Origin of the sequence: Methermicoccus shengliensis DSM 18856 (genome assembly GCF_000711905.1) — an archaeon.
Classification (GTDB): Archaea; Halobacteriota; Methanosarcinia; order DSM-18856; family Methermicoccaceae; genus Methermicoccus; species Methermicoccus shengliensis.
Genome location: NZ_JONQ01000007.1, coordinates 69,645 through 90,828 on the forward strand (window position 1 = coordinate 69,645; position 21,184 = coordinate 90,828).

Genomic DNA, 21,184 nt, shown 5'->3' on the forward strand with positions numbered 1-21,184 from the left:
AGGATGAGGAGGCTGAGCACGTATCCTGTGAGGGGCGAGCACAACAGCCTGTGGTACTGGAGCAGGGTGCGCTCCCCCCTGCGAGTGGCGCTGAACTACTTACTGATGAGGCTTGCGAGCGTGTGCCCCTCGCTTCGGCTCAAGGCATGGATATACCGCAGAATGGGCATGAGGGTAGGAAGCCACGTCTCGGTGGCATTCGGGGTGGTGGTAGACATCTTCTTTCCAGAGCTCATAGAGATAGACGATGAGGCAATCGTGGGGTATGGGACGACCATCCTCGCCCACGAGTTCCTACAGCACGAGCTGAGATGCGGCAGGGTGAGGATTGGCAAGAGGGCGCTCATAGGGGCAAACTGCACGATACTCGCTGGGGTGGAGGTGGCAGATGGATGTGTGGTCTCGGCATGCTCCCTCGTGAACAGGGATGTGGAGGGGTTCGTTGGTGGCGTTCCAGCAGCACCCATCGAGCACGATTGAGTGGTTTTCCAGTTTCAGGAGGAGGGCAGCGAGAAGAAGGCTTCTCGTGGGTGCGTGCTGTATGGGGGCTCTGTATGGGTACTGGTACTATGTCCCTCAGCTTCTCATAACGCCCATCCACCTGTGGCTCCTCGTTCCAGACTGCCCCCTGTTCGTGAGCCTCTTCGTGGTCGTGCTCCTGCTGTGCGAGCTGGATGTGAGGGTGGAAGTGCTGGATGGGTTCGTGCTGTTTGGACTCGTCAAGTATGGCGCATGGACACTGTTTGTGATGCTGCTGTACTTCGATGTGTACCTCTCTGCACTCTCCTCAACCAAGCTCTTTCTGTTTGCTGGGCACATAGGGATGGTGCTCTGTGCCCTCACCCTCGTGAAGGGGCTTCGAGAGGGGCTTGCCCAATGGCATCCCCTTGTGTTCACGCTGGGCTTTCTCGTGCTGGACGTGATGGACTACTTGGTGGGCACCCATCCCCTGATACCCCTACAGCACATCCAGCTCGTGGCACTGTTCTCGGTGTGCACCACCCTCGCCATCGGTGCCATACTGTATGCTTTTATACGTGGTGATAGCACTGCCATTAGGGTTGACGATGTCGAGGGAGGATGACCGAATACTGATATACACACCCCTCTCCCTGCTCCTTCTGGGTGTGCTACTGCTGCTGCTGTTGCCACTGCTGGCATTGCTGTTCGTGGGTGCGGTGGGAAGCTCCTTTGTGAGGCTTGGCTTCTCTCCAATGCAGGCATTTGGCGTGCTCATTGCCTCTCTTCTCGGGAGCTTTGTCAACATCCCCCTGCTCAGAAGAGAGGTGGTGGTGAGAGAGCTGCCAGCGGGCGGGTTCTTCAGGCTCTTTGGAATCTTCGAGTACCCAAGGCTGGTGGTAAAAAAGCAGGTGCTGTGCATCAACCTCGGGGGTGCACTCATACCTCTGCTCGTGGCTGCCTATCTGCTTCCAAGGCTGCCCCTATATCCGGTGGTGCTCACATTCCTGCTGGTGTGCATCGTGTGCTATGTGCTCGCAAGGCCCGTGGAGGGCGTGGGCATCGTGCTTCCTGCATTCGTTCCACCCATCATCTCGGCGCTCTTGGCTCTCACGCTGTACCCAGAGGGGGCGGCTGGGGTGGCATTCTGTGCAGGGGTGCTCGGAACGCTCGTTGGAGCCGACGTGCTGCACCTGCCAAGGCTGCTGCGCATGGGCGCTGGGGTGATGAGCATTGGCGGAGCTGGTGTGTTCGACGGGATATTCCTCACTGGGGTGCTCGCAGCGATGCTGTCTTAGACATGTTGATTACCGTAATCAACAGTTGCTTACTTTGTAAGCAACTCAATCAAACCCTTTAAATTATAGCTGTAAACGGTGTACTCCCGGAAGGTGTAGCATGAGAATAGGAGTGTTCGTGTGCCACTGCGGACAGAACATCGCTGGAGCGCTCGACACCTCAAGGGTGCTGGAGTGTGCCCTCTCAGAGGAGGGGGTGGCGCACGCAGAGGAGCTTCAGTTTGCATGCTCACAGGAGGGACAGAGGGCAATCCAGAGCGCCATCGTGGAGCACAAGCTCGACAGGATAGTGGTGGCTGCATGCTCCCCCCACCTTCACGAGCCCACGTTTCGAAGGGCTGTCGAGGGACTCATAAACCCTTACCTCGTGGAGTGCACCAACATCCGAGAGCAGTGCTCATGGGTGCACACCGACCGTGCGAGGGCAACCCGCAAGGCGTGCGACCTCGTGAGGATGGGGATAGCGAGGGCGAGGCATCTCGAGCCCCTAAAGCCAAGGCGGATAGTGGTAAACAGGGACGTGCTCGTGATAGGGGGAGGGGTGGCGGGCATCACCGCAGCCCTCGAGCTTGCCAATGCGGACTTCCACGTGCATCTCGTGGAGCGCAACTCAAGCCTTGGGGGCAAGATGGCGCTGCTGGACAAGGTGTTCCCCACTGGCGACTGCTCGATATGCGTGTTTGCCCCCAAGATGAGCGAGGCGTATGCTCATCCCAACATCACGGTGCACACATACACAGAGGTGGAGGACATCTCTGGGCACGTGGGAAGCTTTCGGATTAAGCTCAGACACAAGCCCAGATACATAAACGAGTACTGCAAGGGATGCATAGAGCTGTGCTCCTCCGTGTGCCCGGTGGAGGTGCCCAACGAGTTCGACTTTCACCTCTCCAAGCGCAAGGCGATATACAAGCCCTTTGCTCAGGCGGTGCCAGAGTATGCGGTGATAGACCCAGAGGCGTGTGTGGGATGTGGGCTGTGCAGGCTGGCATGCCCCCTCGATGCCGTGGACTATGAGCAAAAGGAGAGCACAGAGGAGGTGGAGGTGGGCGCCATCATCGTTGCCACAGGCTACTCCACCTTCGACCCAGCACGAAAGCCCCACTACCACTTTTCGGAAGGGAAGGATGTTATTACCTCTGCCCAGCTCGAGCGCATGCTCAGCGCCTCTGGTCCCACGGGTGGAACGCTCGTTCAGCCCTCCTCGATGAGCGTGCCCAAGAGCGTGGCATTCGTCCAGTGCGTGGGCTCGAGGGACGAGCAGGTGGGCAACGCCTACTGCTCCAGAGTGTGCTGCATGTCGGCGATAAAGAACGCCCTTCAGATAAAAGAGCGCCACCCAGAGGTGGAGGTGAGCGTGCACTACCTCGACGTCAGGGCATGCGGCGAGGGCTATGAGGAGATGTACCTCAGGGCACAGAAGGCGGGTGTGAGGTTCATACGGGGGCTTCCCGGGGAGATAATACCCGCCGAGCTCGAGGGGCGTGATGGGGGTGCGGACGTGCTCTACGAGGACACGCTGGCGGGCAGGCTGATGCGCACCCACTACGACCTCGTGGTGCTCTCTGTGGGCATGGAGAGTCCAGAGGAAGCAGAGCCAATCGCGAGGATGCTGAACCTCCGCAGGAGGGACGACCGCTTTTTGGCAGTGGCACACCCCAAGATGAGACCAGCAGAGAGCGTGTACAGGGGGATTTTTCTTGCTGGCTGCGCCACGGGTCCCAAGGAGATACAGCTCTCCATAACGCAGGCTGGAGAGGCGGCCTCGAGGGCAATGTCGCTGCTGTCCAAGGGCGTGATAGAGGCGGATGCGTACACTGCTGTGGTGGATGCCGAGAAGTGCATAGGGTGCGGGATATGCGAGAGCGTGTGCCCCTCGGCGAGCATACAGCTCGGCGGAAACCCCAAGAGGGCACGTGTGGATGGAAGCACGTGCATCGCGTGCGGCACGTGCATTGCCTCGTGTCCAGCAGACGCCATAGACCAGAAAAACTTCACAGACAGCCAGATTCTCTCGCAGATACGCGCCATTGACCCTGAGAGCGAGTATCCTCTGATAGTGGCTTTCCTGTGCAACTGGTGTGCCTACGGGGCTGCAGACCTTGCGGGAATATCCAAGCTCAAGTACCCACCCAACGTGCGAATAATCAGGGTGATGTGCTCTGGAAGGGTGGACCCGCAGATGGTGCTCGAGGCGTTGAAGTGCGGAGCAGATGGCGTGCTCATTGGAGGATGCCGCATGGGCGAGTGCCACTATCAGACTGGAAACTGCCACTGTGAGGCGAGGATGGAGGCGCTAAGGGAGATGCTCGCCGAGCAGGGCATATCGCCAGACAGGATAGCCACAGTATGGGTGTCTGCCAACGAAAGCCAGACGCTCATTGAGGCGCTGGAGACACTCATCGAGAGGGTGGAGCAGCTGGGGCCAGTGGGGAAGGAGATGGATGGTGGATGGGAGATGGATGGGAGAGTGCCTAAGTGAGTGGCAGTGTGCACAGCTGCCGTCCAGCTTGGCTTTTTACAAAAGCCAGCAAAACAGCGCATTAAGGGGTGTGGCTAAGCCACACCCCATTAATCCACTCACGTGCCAGCTTCGTTAAGCTGTGGCGGGGCGCTGTGAGGGCTATACTACCTCGAGCCTGACGTCAAAGAAGGGCGCAGAGTGCACGATTTGTCCCACCGACACGAAGTCCAGCCCTATGTGAGCATAACTCGTGATGTTCTCGCATGTGATGCCGCCCGATGCTTCGAGCAGCACGCCGTCCCTCAGCCCCAGCCTCTGCAGCGTGTGCACCCCCTTCTGTATCTGCTCTGGGCTCATGTTGTCGAACATGATAACATCGGCTCCAGCCCTCGCAGCCCTTACGGCATCCTCTATACTCTCCACCTCCACCTCCACCTTTCGCATCACTCCCGCAAGAGCCCTTGCCCTTCTCACCCCCTCTTCGATTGTTATCAGCTTGAGGTGGTTGTCCTTTAGCATGATGGCATCCGAGAGGTCGAACCTGTGGGCATCGCCCCCACCGAGCACCACCGCCCGCTTCTCAAATTTCCTAAAGCCGGGAGTGGTCTTTCTGGTGCATGCCACCCGCACACGAGAGCCTGCCTGCCTTAGGGCATCCACACACCTGCGGGTCATGGTGGCAATGCCCGACATCCTGCCAATGAAGTTGAGGGCGAGCCGCTCTGCCCTGAGAAGGCTGCTCGCACTGCCCCTCACACGCATGAGTGCATCCCCCTCCCTCACTGAGCTTCCATCCACCACCAGCAGCTCCACATCCAGCCCAAAGTACTCGAACACCTCATGTGCCTCCTCAAGGCCCGCCACCACACCCTCCTGCCCAGCATACACCACGCCAATGCACTCCCCATCCACTATGTCGAATAGCTCACCTGCCCAGCCAACGTCCTCCTCTATGAACCTCTCGAGCTCGCATCTCAGCATGCGCACACCCCCATTTAGCCCTCTGGGCACACGCCCTCTGCAATCACCATCCTTAAGCCATGGCCCTCCAAGAGCGTAGAGAGAAGCTCGTGCCACCCATCCCTATCGAGCGCACTGCAGCTTACCACCCTCACCTCCGGACAGATGCCCCTCACCACATCATCGAGAAGCTCCAGCTCTGGCAACCACTGACCCCCCGTGATGGCGGCCACGGAGTTTTTAAGCACCACCACGAGAACGTCGATGCTCCATGCACGTGCGTGCACCAGCGATGGCAGTGCTGAGTGCAGCAGCGCAAAGTCCCCAATCACCGCTATGCCCCCCTCTGGAAAGCCGCTTGCCACCCCCACGGCAGAGCCCAGAGCCAGTGCCACATCCACCGCAGCCATGGGCTCTGGAGCACTCCTGATGACACAGCCCACATCGCCTGCCACTGGCACATCCAGCTCTGAGAGCGCCTCGAGAAGCGGAAGGAACGGACAGTTATCGCATATGTAGTGCCTGTAGCCCCGCATGTCGAGGCTCTGGGGAACGTACTCTGGCTCGAGCTTTTCTGTATCGAGCCTTTCAAGCGCCCACAGCACGTCCTCCTCCCCTATCCCAGTGCTCGTGATGTGCCCGGTGGTCCTCCCCCTGACGTGCTCATGGGTGGCGATGTGGTGCTCTATGAAGGGATACGGCTCCTCCACCACGAGCACCCTTCTGTATGAGAGAGCCCTCGAGAGCAGCGAGAGAGGGAGGGGGTTCACGAGGGAGAGCGAGAGATGGCTCACATCGAGTCCCCCAGCCTCAAGTGCCCGCTCCACCACGTATGAGGCATATCCAGAGGATATCACCACATCCTCGCCCCTGTGCACGAGCCTGTTTAGAGAGGTGTGCTCTGCCTCCTGCCTCATCAGGGGATGGGCGTCCCTGTAAAAGCGCTGGTGCTTTCCATGAAGCGTGAGGCTCCACACACCATGGTCATAGCTGGAGAGCGGCTCCCTCGGGATAGAGAGGGACTCCAGTGCGCACTCTGCTTCAAGCAACCTCGATGTCAGCCTGATGATGGCTGGCGCCCGCGTGCGCTCTGAGAGCATGTATGCGCTGGCAACGCAGCCCATGAGATTGTGCGGGTTGGGGTCAAACACTGGCACCTCGGCGAGCAGCCCGTAGTACCTCGAGTCCTGCTCGTTCTGGGAGCCCAATGCCAGAGGGTCATCTCCCGTGATGACCACCAGCCCTGCCCCAATGGTGTGGGTGGCGCTGGTGATGAGGGGGTCTGAGAGCACGTTGAGCCCCACGTGCTTTGTGATTACACACGTCCTCCTGCCACTCACGGAGCCCCCGAACGCCATCTCGAACGCGCTCTTTTCGCTTATCACCCACCTCGCACGGGGGCGCATGTGCTCGATTACGTGCTCAGCCAGCTCGGTGATGGGGTAGCCCGGCACCGCATACACACTCTGCACGCCAGCAGCACGCAGGGCACACACCAGCGCCTCTATCCCGTTCATCACACTATTCACTTAGTAGCCCCACATATACCACTTTCGAATTCGAGAATGAGTTAATTGGCTTCATGACGACCATGACAAGCTCGTTTTTTGTCCTCATGAAAGCCCCATATCGGTTTGTTGTCGTTCTTGTCACCCTGTGGGAAGTATGAGTGCAAGGGGACAACGGGAGCAATCACTATATAAAAAAGAGGGGCTCACTTTGAGCCGAGAACAGTCCTGAACTGGTCGGCGTGCATCTCCTCATCTGCAAGGATTTCCTCGAGCATCCTGCGGGTGGTGGTGTCTCCCTCCTGGTCAGCGAGCTTTATGTGCTTCCTGTAGTTCTCTATCGCCCTGCTCTCTGCTGCAAGGTCATCCTCCATCATCTTCCTGAGGTCCCCACCCCTGTGAATCTCAGAGGGCGTCTGGGTGGGAGTGCCCCCCAGCATCACGATGCGCTCAGCGAGCATCTCAGCATGTCTCATCTCGTCGATGGCTATCTGCCTCACCATGTCCATGATGGGAAGGGCCTCCATACCCTCTGCCTCGTAGTGATGTCCCATGTACTGGATTATAGCCGCCAGCTCGTCCGCCCTATCGCTGTTGAGCGCATCTATCAGCTCCTGCCTGCTCAATCCGATGCCTCCTTTCTCTATATGGGCTTTCTTCTATTTAAAATTATATGTGAAGCCCAATCTCTGCAATAGCAGCGGAATATCCTCCTTGGAAAACGCCATCTGCCCATTCACATCCACACGCTCTGGAAGCTCTCCAAAACACTCTGGAAGCTTCGCGCTCAGTATTAACCGTCCGACCGAGGGCGTGCACACGACATCAAGCCCGAGGATAGAGGTGGTGGGCCTTGGGTTAACATCCACGATGTATGGCTCGTCTGCGAGCACCACGTCCATGCCCACGTAGCCCTCGCAGCCCAGTATCCCGTATGCCTCTCGCACTACCTGAGCCACATCTTCCTCCATCGGTGAGGGATGGGGCACCACATTGCCCCCGTACTCTATCCTGACCACATTTCCCCTCTCGGCATGCTCGAGGGCGGCATCGATGTCAGAGAGACCCAGCCCATCACACACGTAGTGAATCCTCTGAAGGGTGAGAGGGAGAGTGAGCACCCCGTGCCGTGAGCCCACCACCCCCATGCTCACGCTCTTTCCCCTGAGGGGCTTCCACCTCTCCCCACGTACCCGTCTTCCTCCCAGCACCACATCCTCTGAGGCGCATCCGAACCTTGGCTTGCTCACCCATGGGCCTTCGCCCTCCCATGGCTCACAGGTGGGCACCCTTCCCTTAAGTGCCTCGAACACCTCGAGCTTATCGGCGCACGTGCCAACACACGCCGAGGGACACCCGAGATTCAAACACTCCTCCTCCACCACCCGTGTGAGGGGAGCCAGCAGCTCATCTGGAGCTATCACGAGTGCGGCATCCACCTCTCTGCACCGCTCCCTCAGCATCTGCTCGAAGCGCCCATCATCGCACCGGATGGGGGTGCCCCAGCGAAGCGTTGTGCCCCGAGTGAGGTAGCTCACCTCACACCCGCTCTCCACAAATCCCCTCACGAGCACGCTCAGCATGGCGAGCCCCTCGTACCGTATCGGGGGCTCAAGCCCACTCGCCACCGCGTACTCGGCCACCAGCACCTTCATGGCTCGAGCTTGCTCTTGACCGAGTTCACCTTCTCACGCATGCCCCTCTGCACATCCCTGCGGTCGTCTATCCTTATGGTGCTCACCACCCTTTGAGCGCCCATGAGGAACGGTACCTCGTGCACTCGTTTTAGCAGCTCGAGCACCTGCCCCAGCTCCCCCTCCACAACAGTGCCCATGGGTGTGAGCTCGTATGCCAGCCCGCTCTGCTCGATGAGCTTGACCGCCTCTGCCACGTATTTAGACACGCTTGGGCTATTCGTGCCCAAGGGCACTATCGAAATCTCGGCTATTACCATATCATCATCTCCTTATCACGAACCCATGGAACCTCCCGGTGGGAGGATTGTACCTCACCTCCACGGAAACCACTTTGGCAAGCGGTGGTCCTTCCCAGAGGGCTGCCTCGAGCTGCTCGAGCTGCTGGAACGGTCCTTCTGCCACCACCTCCACCCTGCCATCTGGAAGATTGCGCACAAACCCCGTGAGCCTGAGCTCCAACGCCCTCTGCTGCACAAAGCTTCTGAACCACACCCCCTGCACTTTTCCAGACACGAAGGCATGCATGCACACCCTATCTTCCATGCTCACCTCCTCTCGGTCTCGGCATCCTTGGGCACGATGGAAAAGCTCACAACCCTATCATTCTCGCTCACGTCCATCACCCTGACCCCACGGGCAGACCTGCCATACTGCGCAATCTGGGAGGTGCCCATTCTTATCACCGCTCCATTCTCAGTGCTCAGCACGACCTCATCCTCAGGATGCACCTCTCTCACGCCCATGAGGTATCCAGTCTGTGACGTGATTTTCGTGGTGATTACGCCCTTTGCGCCCCGTCGCATTCCCCTCTTTATGCTCCTGAGCTCCTCGGGACTCATGCGCTTACCATACCCTCTCTCGGTGATGGAGAGCAGCTGCACGCCCTCTGTGAGCACAGCGAGGCTCACCACCTCATCTCCCTCCCTCAGAGTGATGCCCCTAACACCTCTCGCAGTCCTGCCCATCTGTCTCACCTCATCCTCGGAAAACACCAGAGAGTAGCCAAGCTTTGTGCTGAGCACCACATCGCTGTGCCCATCGGTGAGCCGCACTCCCACGAGCTCATCGCCCTCGACCAGCCCAATCGCCCTAACACCCCTCCTTCCAGCATGGGCAAGCTCGTTTAGCGAGAGCCGCTTCACGAACCCTTTTCTCGTCGCCATGGTGAGGTAGCGTCCCTCGCTCACATCCCTCACGGGAATCATTGCAGTTATGCGCTCACCCTTGGTGAGGGAAAGGAAGTTCACCACGGGCTTGCCCATGGCATGCCTTTCCCCCTCTGGGAGCTCGTACACCCTCAGCCTGTACGCCACCCCCCTGTTGGTGAAGAAGAGCATGTGGTCGTGGGTCGAAGCGATGTGAAAGTTCTCCACATGATCGCTATCCTTGGTGTCCATGCCCTTCACGCCCTTGCCCCCACGCCTCTGGGTGCGATACGCCCTTAGGGGTGTGCGTTTCAGATAACCCCCATGGGTAAGGCTCACCACCACTTCCTCGTCTGCTATGAGATCCTCGGCATCCATCTCCACGATGTCGCCCTCTATGCGAGTGCGCCGCTCATCCCCATACATCTCTCGAAGCTCCATGACCTCTCTCTTTATCTCAGCCATGATGAGGGAGTCATCGGCAAGAAGCGCCCTCAGGTGCTCTGCCCTCTTCTTGAGCTGTGCATGCTCCTCGTCCAGCTTTTCTCTCTCGAGGGCGGTGAGCCTTCTCAGCGGCATCTCCAGTATCTTCTGAGCCTGCAGCTCACTCATCTTAAATCGAGCGATGAGCTCCTGCTGCGCATCCCTCGGGGTCTTGGCAGCCCTTATGAGTGGCACCACCTCGTCGAGGTTGTCGAGGGCAAGCTTGAGACCTTCGAGCACGTGTATCCTCTGCTCTGCCTGATGGAGCTCGAAGCTTGAGCGTCTGCGGATTACGTCTCTTCGATGCTCCACAAAGAGCCAGAGCATCTGCTTTAGGGACAGCTCTCTGGGCTCGCCATCCACGAGCGCGAGGTTGATGATGCCAAACGAGAGCTCGCACTTGGTGTGCCTGTACAGCCTGTTGAGCACCACACTGGAGTTTGTACCCCGCTTGAGCTCGATGACCACCCTGATGCCCTCCTTGTCAGACTCGTCCCGTATGTTGGAGATGCCCGATAGCACCCCCTCTCTCACGAGCCTTGCAATGTGCTCTATGAGCTGTGCCTTGTTCACCTGATAGGGCAGCTCGGTGATCACGATTGCCTCTCTGCCACCCCTCAGTGGCTCGATGCTGGCAACCGCCCTGATTTTGATTGTGCCCCTGCCACTCTCATATGCACTGCGTATGCCGTCCACGCCAAAGATTACCGCGCCCGTGGGAAAGTCTGGTCCCTTTATGTGGCGCATCAACCCATCCACATCGATGTCAGGGTCATCTATCAGCGCAACGATGGCATCGCACACCTCCGAGAGGTTGTGGGGGGGGATGTTGGTGGCCATGCCCACCGCTATGCCAGACGAGCCGTTCACCAGAAGGTTGGGCAGCCTCGATGGGAGCACAACGGGCTCCTTGAGGGAGGAATCGTAGTTGGGCACAAAGTCCACGGTGTCCTTCTCGATATCGGCGAGCATCTCCTCGGCGATTTTCTCAAGCCTCACCTCGGTGTATCGCATCGCAGCAGCCTCATCCCCATCGATGGAGCCAAAGTTGCCCTGCCCATCTATGAGGGGATAGCGAAGGGAGAAGTCCTGTGCCATGCGCACCAAAGCGTCGTACACGGCAGCATCCCCATGGGGATGATACTTACCCAGCACATCGCCCACCACACGGGCAGACTTCTTGTATGGTCTGTCATGGGTGAGCTTTGACTCCCACATCGAGTACAGAATCCTGCGATGCACGGGCTTGAGCCCATCTCTGACATCGGGAAGCGCCCTCCCCACAATCACGCTCATCGCATAGTCGATGTAGGAGCGCTTCATCTCTTCCTCGATGAGCACTGGAACTACCCTCTCACCGCCGTGTGCAACCTCCATACTATCCCCACACATACCTGCTGTTCTTGTCGCTTACCACCTTCTGCGTGATTTCGCTCAGGGGATGCTTCACGTAATCCATCACCTTGATGTCGTCCAGACTCTTCAACCCAGCATGCTCTGCAGTGCGCTCCATGCCCAGCGGCACGTCCTCGTCCACCACGAGTATGTATGCATCGAGCCTTTCGATGCCCATGCTTTTCGCTGCCATCACCCTGTGATGCCCGTCGGCGAGTATCAGCTTATCGCCCTTCTCTATCACGATGATGGGTTCTGTGAGCCCGAGCTTGAGCTCGTACATCCTTCCCTGAAGCTCGTCCGCGTATATCTTTGGCTGGGTGGGTATGAGCCTGTCGATGCTGATACAACCCCTCTTCACCCTGACCTTGGTGTCATGCACCACCTCGAGCGTTCTCTTGAGCTTCCATACCTTCTTGGGTGTGGTGCGCTCTATGTGGGAGCGGATGATGTCGGTGTTGGTGAGGATACCCACGAGACGGTTTTTTTCATCCACTACCGGAAGCTTGCTCTTTCCAGTCCTGAACATCACTCTTGCCGCATCAGAGATGTTCATATCCTCACAGGCGCTCACCACGTCCCTGTTCATCGCCTCCCTCACGTGCGCATTTTTGGGAAAGAACAGCATGTCCTTGGACGATATGTAGCCGATGACCTTGCCATTTTCCACCACCGGGAATCCATCGTGTCCAGTCTGCTCTATGAGGGCGATGACGTCCTCTATGGTGTCCTCTGGGTGGGCGACCGCCACGTTGGTGGTCATGTACTCCCTCACCCTCACCTGCTCGACATCACTCATCTCTCCCATGCGGGGCTCCCCTTCTCTTTCTTCTCACCGCTCCTATAAATCTGTCGCTAAGAGGACAACCGTTGAGGGTGTGGTAAACTCAGGGGAGTGGGTGGGTATTCTCAGTGTATACCCACACCCAACCCCCAGAGGGGTGGAAGCTCCCTGCGTGAGCAGGGAAGGGGGTCACTACTGTTTCCTTAATATTAAAGTCACTATAGCGAAAACAAACATTCCAGCGTAAAAAATCACAGTATAATCAACGTTGTTGTATACCGAGAGCCACTCATAGGTAAGCATAACTGCTGAAAATACTGCAAGAACAGCAAACCCAATATCTATAGATTTCATGGAATTAATCTTTCCAAAAAGAATTAAAAAAGTTTTTTCCTTCTATTTTTATAATTTAAGTATTGTAATTTCACTTTTGAATTTACTCAGCTGTGATTTTTTCCTAATGAAAAATTTTTATATCATAAGTGGGGGCTTTAATATAACGAGAAGGGGGTAGGTATATGTACATACCAGATGGGCTTCTTTCCACCCCAGTGTGGGTGGCTATGTTGCTTATCGCGCTCGTGGTATTTGAACAAACTCTGAAGCGGGGTAAGGTTATGGCTGCTACTGAACTTAAAAATGGGGGAGAAACGGTGGCTAATCCTGAGTTAAATGAACTCCTTTCTACCTTAGAGGAAAAAGAAGCGGAAGTGGGAAGGCTGAAAGCTTTGCTGGATATAGCAGAGAAAAAAGGTGGAGAAGTTGACAAATTGGAGAAAGAAGTTGAAGAGCTAAGACAAAAGCTCGTAGAAAAGGAAAAAGAGTTTGAAAGAGCCAAAAAGTTTGTCAGAGAACTTGTAAGGCGGATTCCTAAACCAGTATTTATTCTTTTTGTAAACAAAGACGGAGTAGTGGAGTACATAAACGAGTATGCTGCTAAGGTATTTGGTGCTGATAGCATTGATGATGCAATAGGAAAAAGGCCCTCTGAACTTGCTACAAATGTTGCAGCAGGAGGGAGGACTTTCATAGAGCTTGCTCTCGAGAATAGAACAACAATTGAGGGTAAAGAAGGACGTCTTAAGATTGCGACAGGAGAGACAATACCGATTCTGTCTTCGTGTGCTCCTGTTTACATCGCCGACGAATTTGGAGGTGTAGTGTGCTCCTTCGTGGATATAAGTGAGCAGAAGCAGAAGGAGAGGCAGATACAGGAAATATTCGACTACACCAACACGTGCCTTAACATGCTCAGCAGTGGCATCAGAGAGCTGCAGACAGGAAACCTCAACGTCAGGCTTGAGAAGATAAAGGATGACGAATTTGGCAAGACCATCGACGTCTTTAACGAGTTTGCTGAAAGATTATCGAACATCATAAAGAACCTTGCAGACAATATGAGAGGAACAACAGAACAGATAAAGGAAGCAAATGAAGCAGTCAGCCAGATGAATGCTGGAATGCAGCAGATAAGCTCGGCTTCACAGCAAATTGCAACGGGAAGTGAAAATCTGTCGCGCCTTGCAAATGCATCTGTTGCTGACTTAAAAGCTGCGGAAGAGACATTCAAGAAGCTGGGTGCTGATGCAGAGCAGTCGACCAAATTTACAGAAGCTGCATCAAAGAACGCTGGAGAGTCCAAAGAAGAAAGCGAAAAAGCTTTACAGACTCTTGGCATAGTAGTAGAGAATATAGAAAAGACCGCATCCATCGTAGAAAAACTTGAAGTTGCTGTCAGAAGCATTGGCAAGGTTACAGAAAAGATCAAGTCCATAGCAGACCAAACCAACTTACTCGCACTGAATGCGGCAATTGAAGCTGCAAGGGCAGGAGAGTATGGTAGAGGGTTTGCAGTAGTTGCAGATGAGATCAGGAAACTGGCAGAGGAGTCGAGAAGGAGTACAGAGGAGATAGGCGAAATAGTCAAAGGAGTTCAGGAAGAGACGAGAAAGGTAATAGATGCGATAATGAAGGTTAAGGCTGACTCTGCAGAAGGGGGCAAGGGTATTGAGGCCGCTTTGAACAAGGCCGGTGAAATCGCTGAGGCAGTAAACAGAATAAATGAGATGCTCAGAAACGTGTCAAAAGGGACAGAAGAGGGGTTGGCAAAGATAGAGCAGCTTGCCAGAAACTTTGAGGAGGTTGCATCAACTGCTGAAGAGAACGCTGCCAGCGGTGAGGAGACTTCAGCGGCAATAGAAGAGCAGACAGCAGCAGTCCAGCAGGTCAGCATAGCGATGGAGAAAGTTAACGAAATAGCCAACAAGACCACACAGATGGTTCTTGAGAACTTCAAGATATTTGAAGAAGGCGTGGATGTATCGACTACGCGGCGACAATGACCAATGGGGGTAAAAAATCAGTTTTTAGGAGGTGGAGGGCATGCAGACGATTAAGAGCAACGACACAGCCCAGGTTATAGTTTTCAATCTTGGAGATGAGAGGTATGGCGTAGATATATCTCAAGTCAGAGAAATCATCAGACCAACCCAGATTACGAGAATACCAAACGCCCCAGACTTTGTTGAAGGGGTTATCAACCTTCGTGGACAGATAACCACAATAATTAACCTCAGAAAGCGTTTTGGAATGCAGCCTAAGGAAATCGACAACGACACCCGCATAATCGTTGTTGAGAATGAAAATGCTGTTATAGGGATGATGGTCGACACGGTTAACGAGGTCAAGTATCTGTCCTCAGCTGACATTGAGGCTTTGCCAAACATGATTACTGCAAGAAATGAGGCGAAATTCCTTAAGGGAGTTGGTAAGTTTCCAGATGGCTTGCTGATTTTAATTGATTTGAACAAGGTGTTGAGTGAGGATGAAATGGAAAAACTGAGGTAGTTATGAGCGAAAGAGTTCTGCTTAAAACTCCTGCAGAAATCTTTGACAATGGTTGGAAAAGCACAGAAGTTGTCATCACTGAGAGTGACATTACTTTCGCCAATACAAAAATCCAGTCCAGAGAAATACAGGATCTTGAAAAACTTGAATATGCGGGTAAAGAAGCTGTTAGAATAAAGAAGGACCGGAATTATTACTTGAATTTCGGAAGCAGACAGCAGCAGATTTTCAGGTATCTTGCTTTTAACCTCAAGTCCGACAGATTCGCTGTTTACTTTCTCTCTCCAGCAACAAGAGGTGGGGTGGTGGTAAAAGATTCTAAGTGGGAAAAAGGCTACCTCAGCATAACCGACGAGGCTATATGGTTTTTATCTCCCTCAAAGCAGCTCAGAATTTCACTTAACAGTCTTGGGTCTGTAGGAAAGGATGTCAGGACGATAGGCGGGAAGCAGAGAGTGGTGCTTGTGGTTACTCATGTGGAGAAGGGAGAGGTAATCACAAGTTTTGTTCTCTGCCCTGAAACAACTCTGGAAATGCTTCAGAATTATCTTCAGCAGCTCATAGATATGCATAAGCCAAAAGAAAAGCTGTCAGATGCTGAGGAGCAGATATTGACAATGGTTTACACAGGTGTGGATTCGGTCAGCATAGAGTCGATTCTTGGTGTATCTACTGATGAGCTCAACAGGTATTTTGACAGATTCGTTGATCTTGGTTTGGCAAAGGTTGTTAAGATTAGGAAGGAAGTAGAGCTCACACCGAAAGGTGCGGCTCTGGTTAGCGAGATTATGAAGAAGGCTGCGAGGTGATTTTATGGCGAAGGTCTTGATAGTTGATGATACAGCATTTATGAGGAAACTTTTGAGGAACATCCTTTTTTCTGGTGGCTTTGACATAGTTGGTGAAGCAGAAAATGGAAAACAGGCTGTTGAGTTATACAAACAGCTGAAGCCGGATGTTATGACAATGGATATTGTTATGCCTGAGATGAACGGTATTGAGGCTCTGAAAGAGATCAGAAAGTTAGATCCAAATGCGAAGGTTGTGATGTGTACAGCAGTTGGTCAGGAACAGATGGTGAAAGCAGCGATAAAGCTCGGAGCTAAGGGATATATTGTTAAACCATTTCAGGCTCCGAAGGTTATAGAGGAGCTCAAGAGGATTACAGGCATGAGCTGATATGAGAGCCCTTGTTGTAGATGATTCAGCTCTAATTCGAATGGCGGTTGTTGACATACTTACAAAAGCGGGTATAGAGGTAGTTGATGCTGCGAAGAATGGGAGAGAGGCTGTTGAAAAGACGATAAAACTGAAGCCTGATGTGATAACGCTTGACATCAACATGCCAGTTATGGACGGGCTGACCGCTTTAAAGCTCATCATGGAGAGGCAGCCAACTCCAGTGGTTATGCTCAGCTCGTTGACGCAGGAAGGGGCGAGAGAAACTTTTGAAGCTCTCAAGCTTGGAGCAGTCGATTTTATACCAAAACCGCACGGAGTATTTGCAGATCTAAATACAATTGCGATGGAAATTGTTCAGAAAGTGAAGACTGCAGCAACAACAGCTCCAAATTTGCTGAGGCTTCAGAATCTGAAGAAGTTTAAAGGAGATGTTGTTAGGGGTAGGTGGAAAAGAACAGATAAGGAAGTTTGTGTCCTCATTGGCTCGTCAACAGGCGGTCCCTCAGCTCTGGAATTAATTATTCCTCGCCTGCCAGCAGATATACCCTCGCCGGTTTTTATTGTTCAGCACATGCCACCCCATTTCACCCAACAGCTTGCTGAAAGGCTGAACGACATGTCTGAGATTGAAGTTAAGGAGGCCGAGGACAATGAGAGGGTCAAGAAGGGTACTGCCTACATAGCTCCTGGCGGATTGCACATGAAGGTCAGAAGGGCGGCAAGCGTTGTGAGGATAAAGAACGTCGATGGAAAGCCTGTAAACGCTGTAAAGCCATCAGTTGATGTTACTGCTGAGGCAGTTGTCAGTACTTACGGTGGTAATGTTGTGGGAGCCATTCTGACCGGCATGGGAAATGACGGTGCCTATGGAATGAAGAGGATAAAGGGTGCTGGTGGCCTGACGATTGCAAGCAGTGAAGACACCTGCGTTGTTTTTGGCATGCCAAAAGCGGCGATTGAGATGGGAGCGATAACCTCAGTTAAGCCAGTTTATGAGATTGCTGAGGAGATTGTCAGTTTTCTGGCGGTGAAGCTCAATGGATGACATGCAGGAGTACAAGCAGGAGTTCATTCAGGAGGCGAGAGAGTATCTCGATATAATGAATCAGAACTTCATAAAAGTTGAAAGTGGTGATATTGACGCTATAAATGAGATTTTCAGAGTTGCACATACAATTAAAGGCATGGCTGGCTTTATGGGGTATAAGAATCTCGAGGAGTTATGCCATAAACTTGAGAGTGCGATGGGAAAAATCAGGGATGGGAAACTTGATGTGCACAGCGAAATCATCGATGTGATGCTTAAAGCCGTTGATGCAATTGAGGAAATGCTCAACAGGATTGAAGACGAAGATAAAGATGATTTTGACATTTCTGGAATTGTTTCAGCTCTTCAGCCTCTCACAGGTGAAGAGAAAGAGAAAGTGGAGATAGAGAAAACTACTGTTCAAGATGTTGAGAGAGGCGACGCAGACGTAAGAGTTGACGTGGTTTTGAGCGAAGATTGTATAATGAAGGGCGTCAGGGCTGCCTTGGTTATTGAAGCTCTCGGTGAGGTCGCCGAGGTAGTTAAAACAATCCCTGATGAGAATGTAATGGACAGTGCAGATTTTGATGGTAAATTCAGCGTCTTTCTGAGAGGTGAAGCCGATAAAATAGATGATGTGATGTCAAGAATTGCAGAAGTCGAAAAATTTGAAGTTATCGAGCTTGAAGGTAAATCTGCGGAAAAGAAAAGTGCAGAGAAAGCTAAAGTTGTCGAGAAGAAACCAGAAAAAATTGTAAATGTTGATTCCGTAGGAATCAACAGTTGCTTACGAAGTAAGCAACTAAAGGAAGAAAGAAAATCTGAAAGCATTAGAGTAAACACCTCGCAGCTTGATACAATTATGAACCTTGTCGGGGAGCTTGTGATAGGCAGGAGCAGGCTGCTGCAGATAGCAACTGAATACGATATTCCTGAGCTGAGAGAAGCTGTTACAATTATGGACAAATCAATTGCGAGTCTTCAGGATGAGATAATGCGAATAAGAATGGTAAAGATCGAAAAGGTATTCAGTAAATTTCCAAGGATGGTCAGGGATCTGGCAAGAAAACTCGGCAAGAAAGTTGAATTTGTTATGGAAGGCCTTGATACAGAACTCGACAGGACTGTTCTAGATGAGATGAGTGATCCTCTTGTTCATCTTGTGAGGAATGCTGTGGACCATGGAATAGAAAAACCTGAAGAAAGAAAAGCTGCAGGAAAGAGTGAAATTGGAAAAATAAGATTATCAGCGTGGAGAGAGAAAAATAACATCATAATTGAAATAGAAGATGATGGGAAGGGATTAGATATTGAAAAAATTAAACAAAAAGCTATAGAAAAGGGAGTAATTACGCCAGACAAGGCTGAATCGATGAGTGACGATGAATTAAAGATGTTGATTTTTGCTCCAGGCCTTTCAACCAGAGAAGAGGAGGCAAACGAAATTTCGGGCAGGGGTGTTGGAATGGACGTTGTGAAAACAACGGTGGAGAGACTTGGAGGCAGTGTAAAACTGATTTCAGAGAAGGGAAGGGGAACAAAGATGAGAATTCATCTCCCACCAACGGTAGCAATAATAAAATCTCTGTTTGTTAAAGTCGGAAATGAGATGTATGCAATCCCGATTTCAAGTGTCGTTGAGGCTTTATACGTAACTGCGGAGAACTGGAAAGTGATACACGGGAATCCCTTCCTCTTCGTTAGAGGAAAGCTGATCCCTGCCTTCAGGCTGAGAGACGTCTTTAACGTGAAAAAGGGTAGAGCTGAAAGAGAGGTTGGGATAATTGTTGAAAAGGAGGGTGATAGATATGCTCTTATAGCTGATACGATTTCAGATCAGCAGGAAATAGTTATTAAACCACTTAGTGGCTTTCTCTCAAAAATCAAAGGATTTAGTGGTGTTACAATTGTAGGTGATGGTAGGGTTATACCAATAATAGACGTTTCCAGTCTTTTGGGAGGTGAGAGGCTTGCATAGTATTGGCGATTTAGGAGAGATTGAGCTTGACGCCCTCAAAGAGCTTGGTAATATAGGCGTTGGACATGCTGCTACATCTCTTTCTCGAATGCTTGGCAGACTGGTTGTCATGAGCGTGCCAAATGTCAGAGTTGTCAAAATTTCTGAACTTCATGAAGTTATTGAAACTGAGAAAATCGTTGCAGGAGTGGTCACAGCACTAGAAGACATGGAAAATGGGCAAGCAGGTTTTCTTTATGTCACATTTCCTGAAAGCTCTTCCGAAAAGGTAGTAAGGATTTTACTTGGGGATAGCAGTGATGAAGAGTTGATGGATTCAGCAATAATGGAAATTGGTAACATTTTATCTTCTTCGTTCTGCGATGCAACTGCTGAGATGCTTGGAATTGTTTTGATGCCGACACCACCCAGTTTTGCGAAAGATTACTCCATAGCTGTCGTCGATGCAGTGGTTTCGCAGCTTGCAGATAAAAGTGACCACATAGTAATTTTTGAGACAGAGTTGAGGGAGAGGGAGGATGCGATAGAAATTCTCGTTATGCTCATGCCTAGCGAGACGTTTGTTAACTATATTCTCAAGATGCTCAGCATGGTGGAATAATGGAGATACTCGTTGGCATCGGCGAGTTCAGAGTTGCCAAGGGGGCTGTACTTAAAACAGTGGGGCTGGGTTCATGTGTTGGTATAGCGCTATATGATCCTTCAGTAAGAGTTGGCGGCTTAGCTCATGTTATGTTGCCCCATTCTTCCAATGGAACCGCAAGGAGTGCAAAGTATGCCGACCATGCCGTAGAAATGATGCTTGAAGCAATGGAAAGAGCGGGTAGTGGAGGAGAGGGTATTGTTGCAAAAATTGCTGGTGGGGCACAGATATTTAAGCACATGACCCTCGATGTATTTAAGATAGGGGAAAGGAATGTCGAGGCAATAAAAGAAAATCTTGAAAATTTTGGAATACGGCTTGTTTCAGAAGATGTGGGGGGAACACAGGGAAGGACAATTTCTTTTTTTACTCAAGATGGAAGAATGCTGATTAAATACACCAATGGTGGGGAGTCATGGATTTAGCCTTTAAAAGTCTTGTAAACTATGCAAGCAGAAAATCTGGCGTAAATCTTACCCAGTACAGAGAGAATTATTTAAGGAGGAGAATAGAGTTCAGAATGAAAATTCTTGGTGTTACAAGCTTCGATGCGTATCTCAAGATGCTGCAAAATGACGGTAAGGAGATTGACAAGCTCCTCAACACCATAACAATAAACGTTACAGAGTTTATGAGGGATAAGACACCTTTTGAGTTCTTTATGAACCATGTGCTGCCCGATATAGCCAGAAGAAAAGAAAAGGTGAAGGGCAATCTCTTGCGTTTCTGGAGTGCTGCATGCTCCTTTGGTGAGGAGCCTTACACCATAGCTATTTGCGTATTCGAAGCCCTTGGCAGCAAATGGTCCGTTTCGATATATGCCACGGATATAGATGATGAGTGCCTCAGGGTGGCTAAGGATGGTTTTTACAGACCCACTCAGCTAAAAAATCTTGGCAAAGATCTGCTTGAGAAATATTTTGAGAAAGAAGAGGATGGATACCGGGTTAAAAGTTTTCTGAGAAGGTGTGTCAAGTTTAAAAAACACGATTTGACAACTCAGGAGCCAGTATCGAGATACCTCGATGCTGTATTCTGCAGGAATGTCATGATTTATTTCAGTGAGCAGCAGAAGATCAAGGTTGTGAATGACTTCTATGAGGCACTTGTTGATGGTGGATATCTCGTCATTGGAAAGAGTGAGACCCTTCCGGCTGGATTTAAGGATAAGTTCGAATGTATTAATTTGAGAGAGAAGGTTTATCGCAAGTTTTCGAATTTGGCTAACAGTTGTGAGGAAGAATGATAATGCCGTTAAGATTAGATTAAGAGACCAAGAAAGCATTAATTTATAGAGTGTCTCCTTCCATGGGT

Annotated in this window: 22 protein-coding genes; 13 read left to right on the forward strand and 9 right to left on the reverse strand. The window is 51.9% G+C overall.

What is annotated here, in order from left to right:
- Positions 1–3 precede the first annotated feature (3 nt).
- The 4 genes from BP07_RS00725 to hdrA2 all read left to right on the forward strand — a co-directional run bounded on the left by BP07_RS00725 (position 4) and on the right by hdrA2 (position 4,239).
- Complete coding sequence (locus BP07_RS00725) at positions 4–480, forward strand: acyltransferase (protein ID WP_042684390.1); 477 nt, start codon at positions 4–6, stop codon at positions 478–480.
- A complete protein-coding gene (locus BP07_RS08250) occupies positions 446–1,084 on the forward strand; it encodes a DUF1405 domain-containing protein (protein ID WP_052353052.1) in 639 nt (212 codons plus the stop codon). Before BP07_RS00725 ends, BP07_RS08250 begins: the two co-directional genes overlap by 35 nt.
- Positions 1,068–1,757, forward strand: coding sequence for a DUF1614 domain-containing protein (locus tag BP07_RS00735; RefSeq protein WP_052353053.1), 690 nt, complete (start codon positions 1,068–1,070; stop codon positions 1,755–1,757). Before BP07_RS08250 ends, BP07_RS00735 begins: the two co-directional genes overlap by 17 nt.
- Positions 1,758–1,857: 100 nt before the next feature.
- Entirely contained in the window at positions 1,858–4,239 is a 2,382-nt protein-coding gene (gene hdrA2, locus BP07_RS00740) for a CoB-CoM heterodisulfide reductase HdrA2 (protein ID WP_042684393.1), read from the forward strand.
- Positions 4,240–4,380: 141 nt separating this feature from the next.
- Here the strand turns inward: hdrA2 and nadC are convergent, their stop codons facing one another.
- The 9 genes from nadC to BP07_RS08930 all read right to left on the reverse strand — a co-directional run bounded on the left by nadC (position 4,381) and on the right by BP07_RS08930 (position 12,547).
- On the reverse strand, positions 4,381–5,202 hold the full coding sequence (nadC, locus tag BP07_RS00745) for a carboxylating nicotinate-nucleotide diphosphorylase (RefSeq protein WP_042684395.1): 822 nt from the start codon (positions 5,200–5,202) through the stop codon (positions 4,381–4,383).
- A gap of 14 nt (positions 5,203–5,216) precedes the next feature.
- Positions 5,217–6,710, reverse strand: coding sequence for a thiamine pyrophosphate-binding protein (locus BP07_RS00750; protein ID WP_042684398.1), 1,494 nt, complete (start codon positions 6,708–6,710; stop codon positions 5,217–5,219).
- 185 nt (positions 6,711–6,895) lie between these two features.
- Positions 6,896–7,315 (reverse strand): ferritin-like domain-containing protein, encoded by a 420-nt coding sequence (locus BP07_RS00755; RefSeq protein WP_042684400.1) that lies wholly within the window; start codon positions 7,313–7,315, stop codon positions 6,896–6,898.
- A gap of 33 nt (positions 7,316–7,348) precedes the next feature.
- The gene (locus BP07_RS00760; protein WP_042684403.1) at positions 7,349–8,344 is read right to left on the reverse strand and encodes an ATP-grasp domain-containing protein; all 996 of its coding nucleotides are present in this window, start codon (positions 8,342–8,344) and stop codon (positions 7,349–7,351) included.
- Complete coding sequence (locus BP07_RS00765) at positions 8,341–8,643, reverse strand: MTH1187 family thiamine-binding protein (RefSeq protein WP_042684405.1); 303 nt, start codon at positions 8,641–8,643, stop codon at positions 8,341–8,343. Before BP07_RS00765 ends, BP07_RS00760 begins: the two co-directional genes overlap by 4 nt.
- Before the next feature lie 4 nt (positions 8,644–8,647).
- Entirely contained in the window at positions 8,648–8,929 is a 282-nt protein-coding gene (locus BP07_RS00770; RefSeq protein ID WP_084174019.1) for an acylphosphatase, read from the reverse strand.
- A gap of 2 nt (positions 8,930–8,931) precedes the next feature.
- Positions 8,932–11,391 carry a DNA gyrase subunit A gene (gene gyrA / locus BP07_RS00775; RefSeq protein WP_042684408.1) on the reverse strand — a complete coding sequence of 820 codons (2,460 nt, stop codon included), beginning with the start codon at positions 11,389–11,391 and terminating at the stop codon, positions 8,932–8,934.
- Position 11,392: 1 nt separating this feature from the next.
- A complete protein-coding gene (locus BP07_RS00780) occupies positions 11,393–12,217 on the reverse strand; it encodes a CBS pair associated ParBc domain-containing protein (RefSeq protein WP_211247028.1) in 825 nt (274 codons plus the stop codon).
- A gap of 168 nt (positions 12,218–12,385) precedes the next feature.
- Complete coding sequence (locus tag BP07_RS08930; protein ID WP_169736223.1) at positions 12,386–12,547, reverse strand: hypothetical protein; 162 nt, start codon at positions 12,545–12,547, stop codon at positions 12,386–12,388.
- 164 nt (positions 12,548–12,711) lie between these two features.
- Between BP07_RS08930 and BP07_RS00785 the strand changes: the two genes are divergently transcribed.
- The 9 genes from BP07_RS00785 to BP07_RS00825 are packed head-to-tail and all read left to right on the forward strand — an operon-like array spanning position 12,712 to position 21,116.
- A complete protein-coding gene (locus BP07_RS00785) occupies positions 12,712–14,535 on the forward strand; it encodes a methyl-accepting chemotaxis protein (RefSeq protein ID WP_052353055.1) in 1,824 nt (607 codons plus the stop codon).
- A gap of 40 nt (positions 14,536–14,575) precedes the next feature.
- Complete coding sequence (locus BP07_RS00790; RefSeq protein WP_042684410.1) at positions 14,576–15,040, forward strand: chemotaxis protein CheW; 465 nt, start codon at positions 14,576–14,578, stop codon at positions 15,038–15,040.
- A gap of 2 nt (positions 15,041–15,042) precedes the next feature.
- Complete coding sequence (locus BP07_RS00795; RefSeq protein WP_042684414.1) at positions 15,043–15,849, forward strand: CheF family chemotaxis protein; 807 nt, start codon at positions 15,043–15,045, stop codon at positions 15,847–15,849.
- Between the two features lie 4 nt (positions 15,850–15,853).
- Positions 15,854–16,219: a response regulator gene (locus BP07_RS00800; RefSeq protein ID WP_042684416.1), complete on the forward strand. Its 366-nt coding sequence runs from the start codon at positions 15,854–15,856 to the stop codon at positions 16,217–16,219.
- A 1-nt stretch (position 16,220) separates the two neighbouring features.
- Complete coding sequence (locus BP07_RS00805) at positions 16,221–17,267, forward strand: protein-glutamate methylesterase/protein-glutamine glutaminase (RefSeq protein ID WP_042684418.1); 1,047 nt, start codon at positions 16,221–16,223, stop codon at positions 17,265–17,267.
- Positions 17,260–19,227, forward strand: coding sequence for a chemotaxis protein CheA (locus BP07_RS00810; RefSeq protein ID WP_042684420.1), 1,968 nt, complete (start codon positions 17,260–17,262; stop codon positions 19,225–19,227). The genes BP07_RS00805 and BP07_RS00810 overlap by 8 nt, the downstream gene beginning before the upstream one ends.
- Positions 19,220–19,828, forward strand: a complete 609-nt coding sequence (locus BP07_RS00815; protein WP_245597008.1) for a chemotaxis protein CheC — start codon at positions 19,220–19,222, stop codon at positions 19,826–19,828. The genes BP07_RS00810 and BP07_RS00815 overlap by 8 nt, the downstream gene beginning before the upstream one ends.
- Entirely contained in the window at positions 19,828–20,295 is a 468-nt protein-coding gene (locus BP07_RS00820) for a chemotaxis protein CheD (RefSeq protein ID WP_042684426.1), read from the forward strand. The genes BP07_RS00815 and BP07_RS00820 overlap by 1 nt, the downstream gene beginning before the upstream one ends.
- Entirely contained in the window at positions 20,286–21,116 is an 831-nt protein-coding gene (locus BP07_RS00825) for a CheR family methyltransferase (protein WP_042684429.1), read from the forward strand. The genes BP07_RS00820 and BP07_RS00825 overlap by 10 nt, the downstream gene beginning before the upstream one ends.
- Positions 21,117–21,184 lie beyond the last annotated feature (68 nt).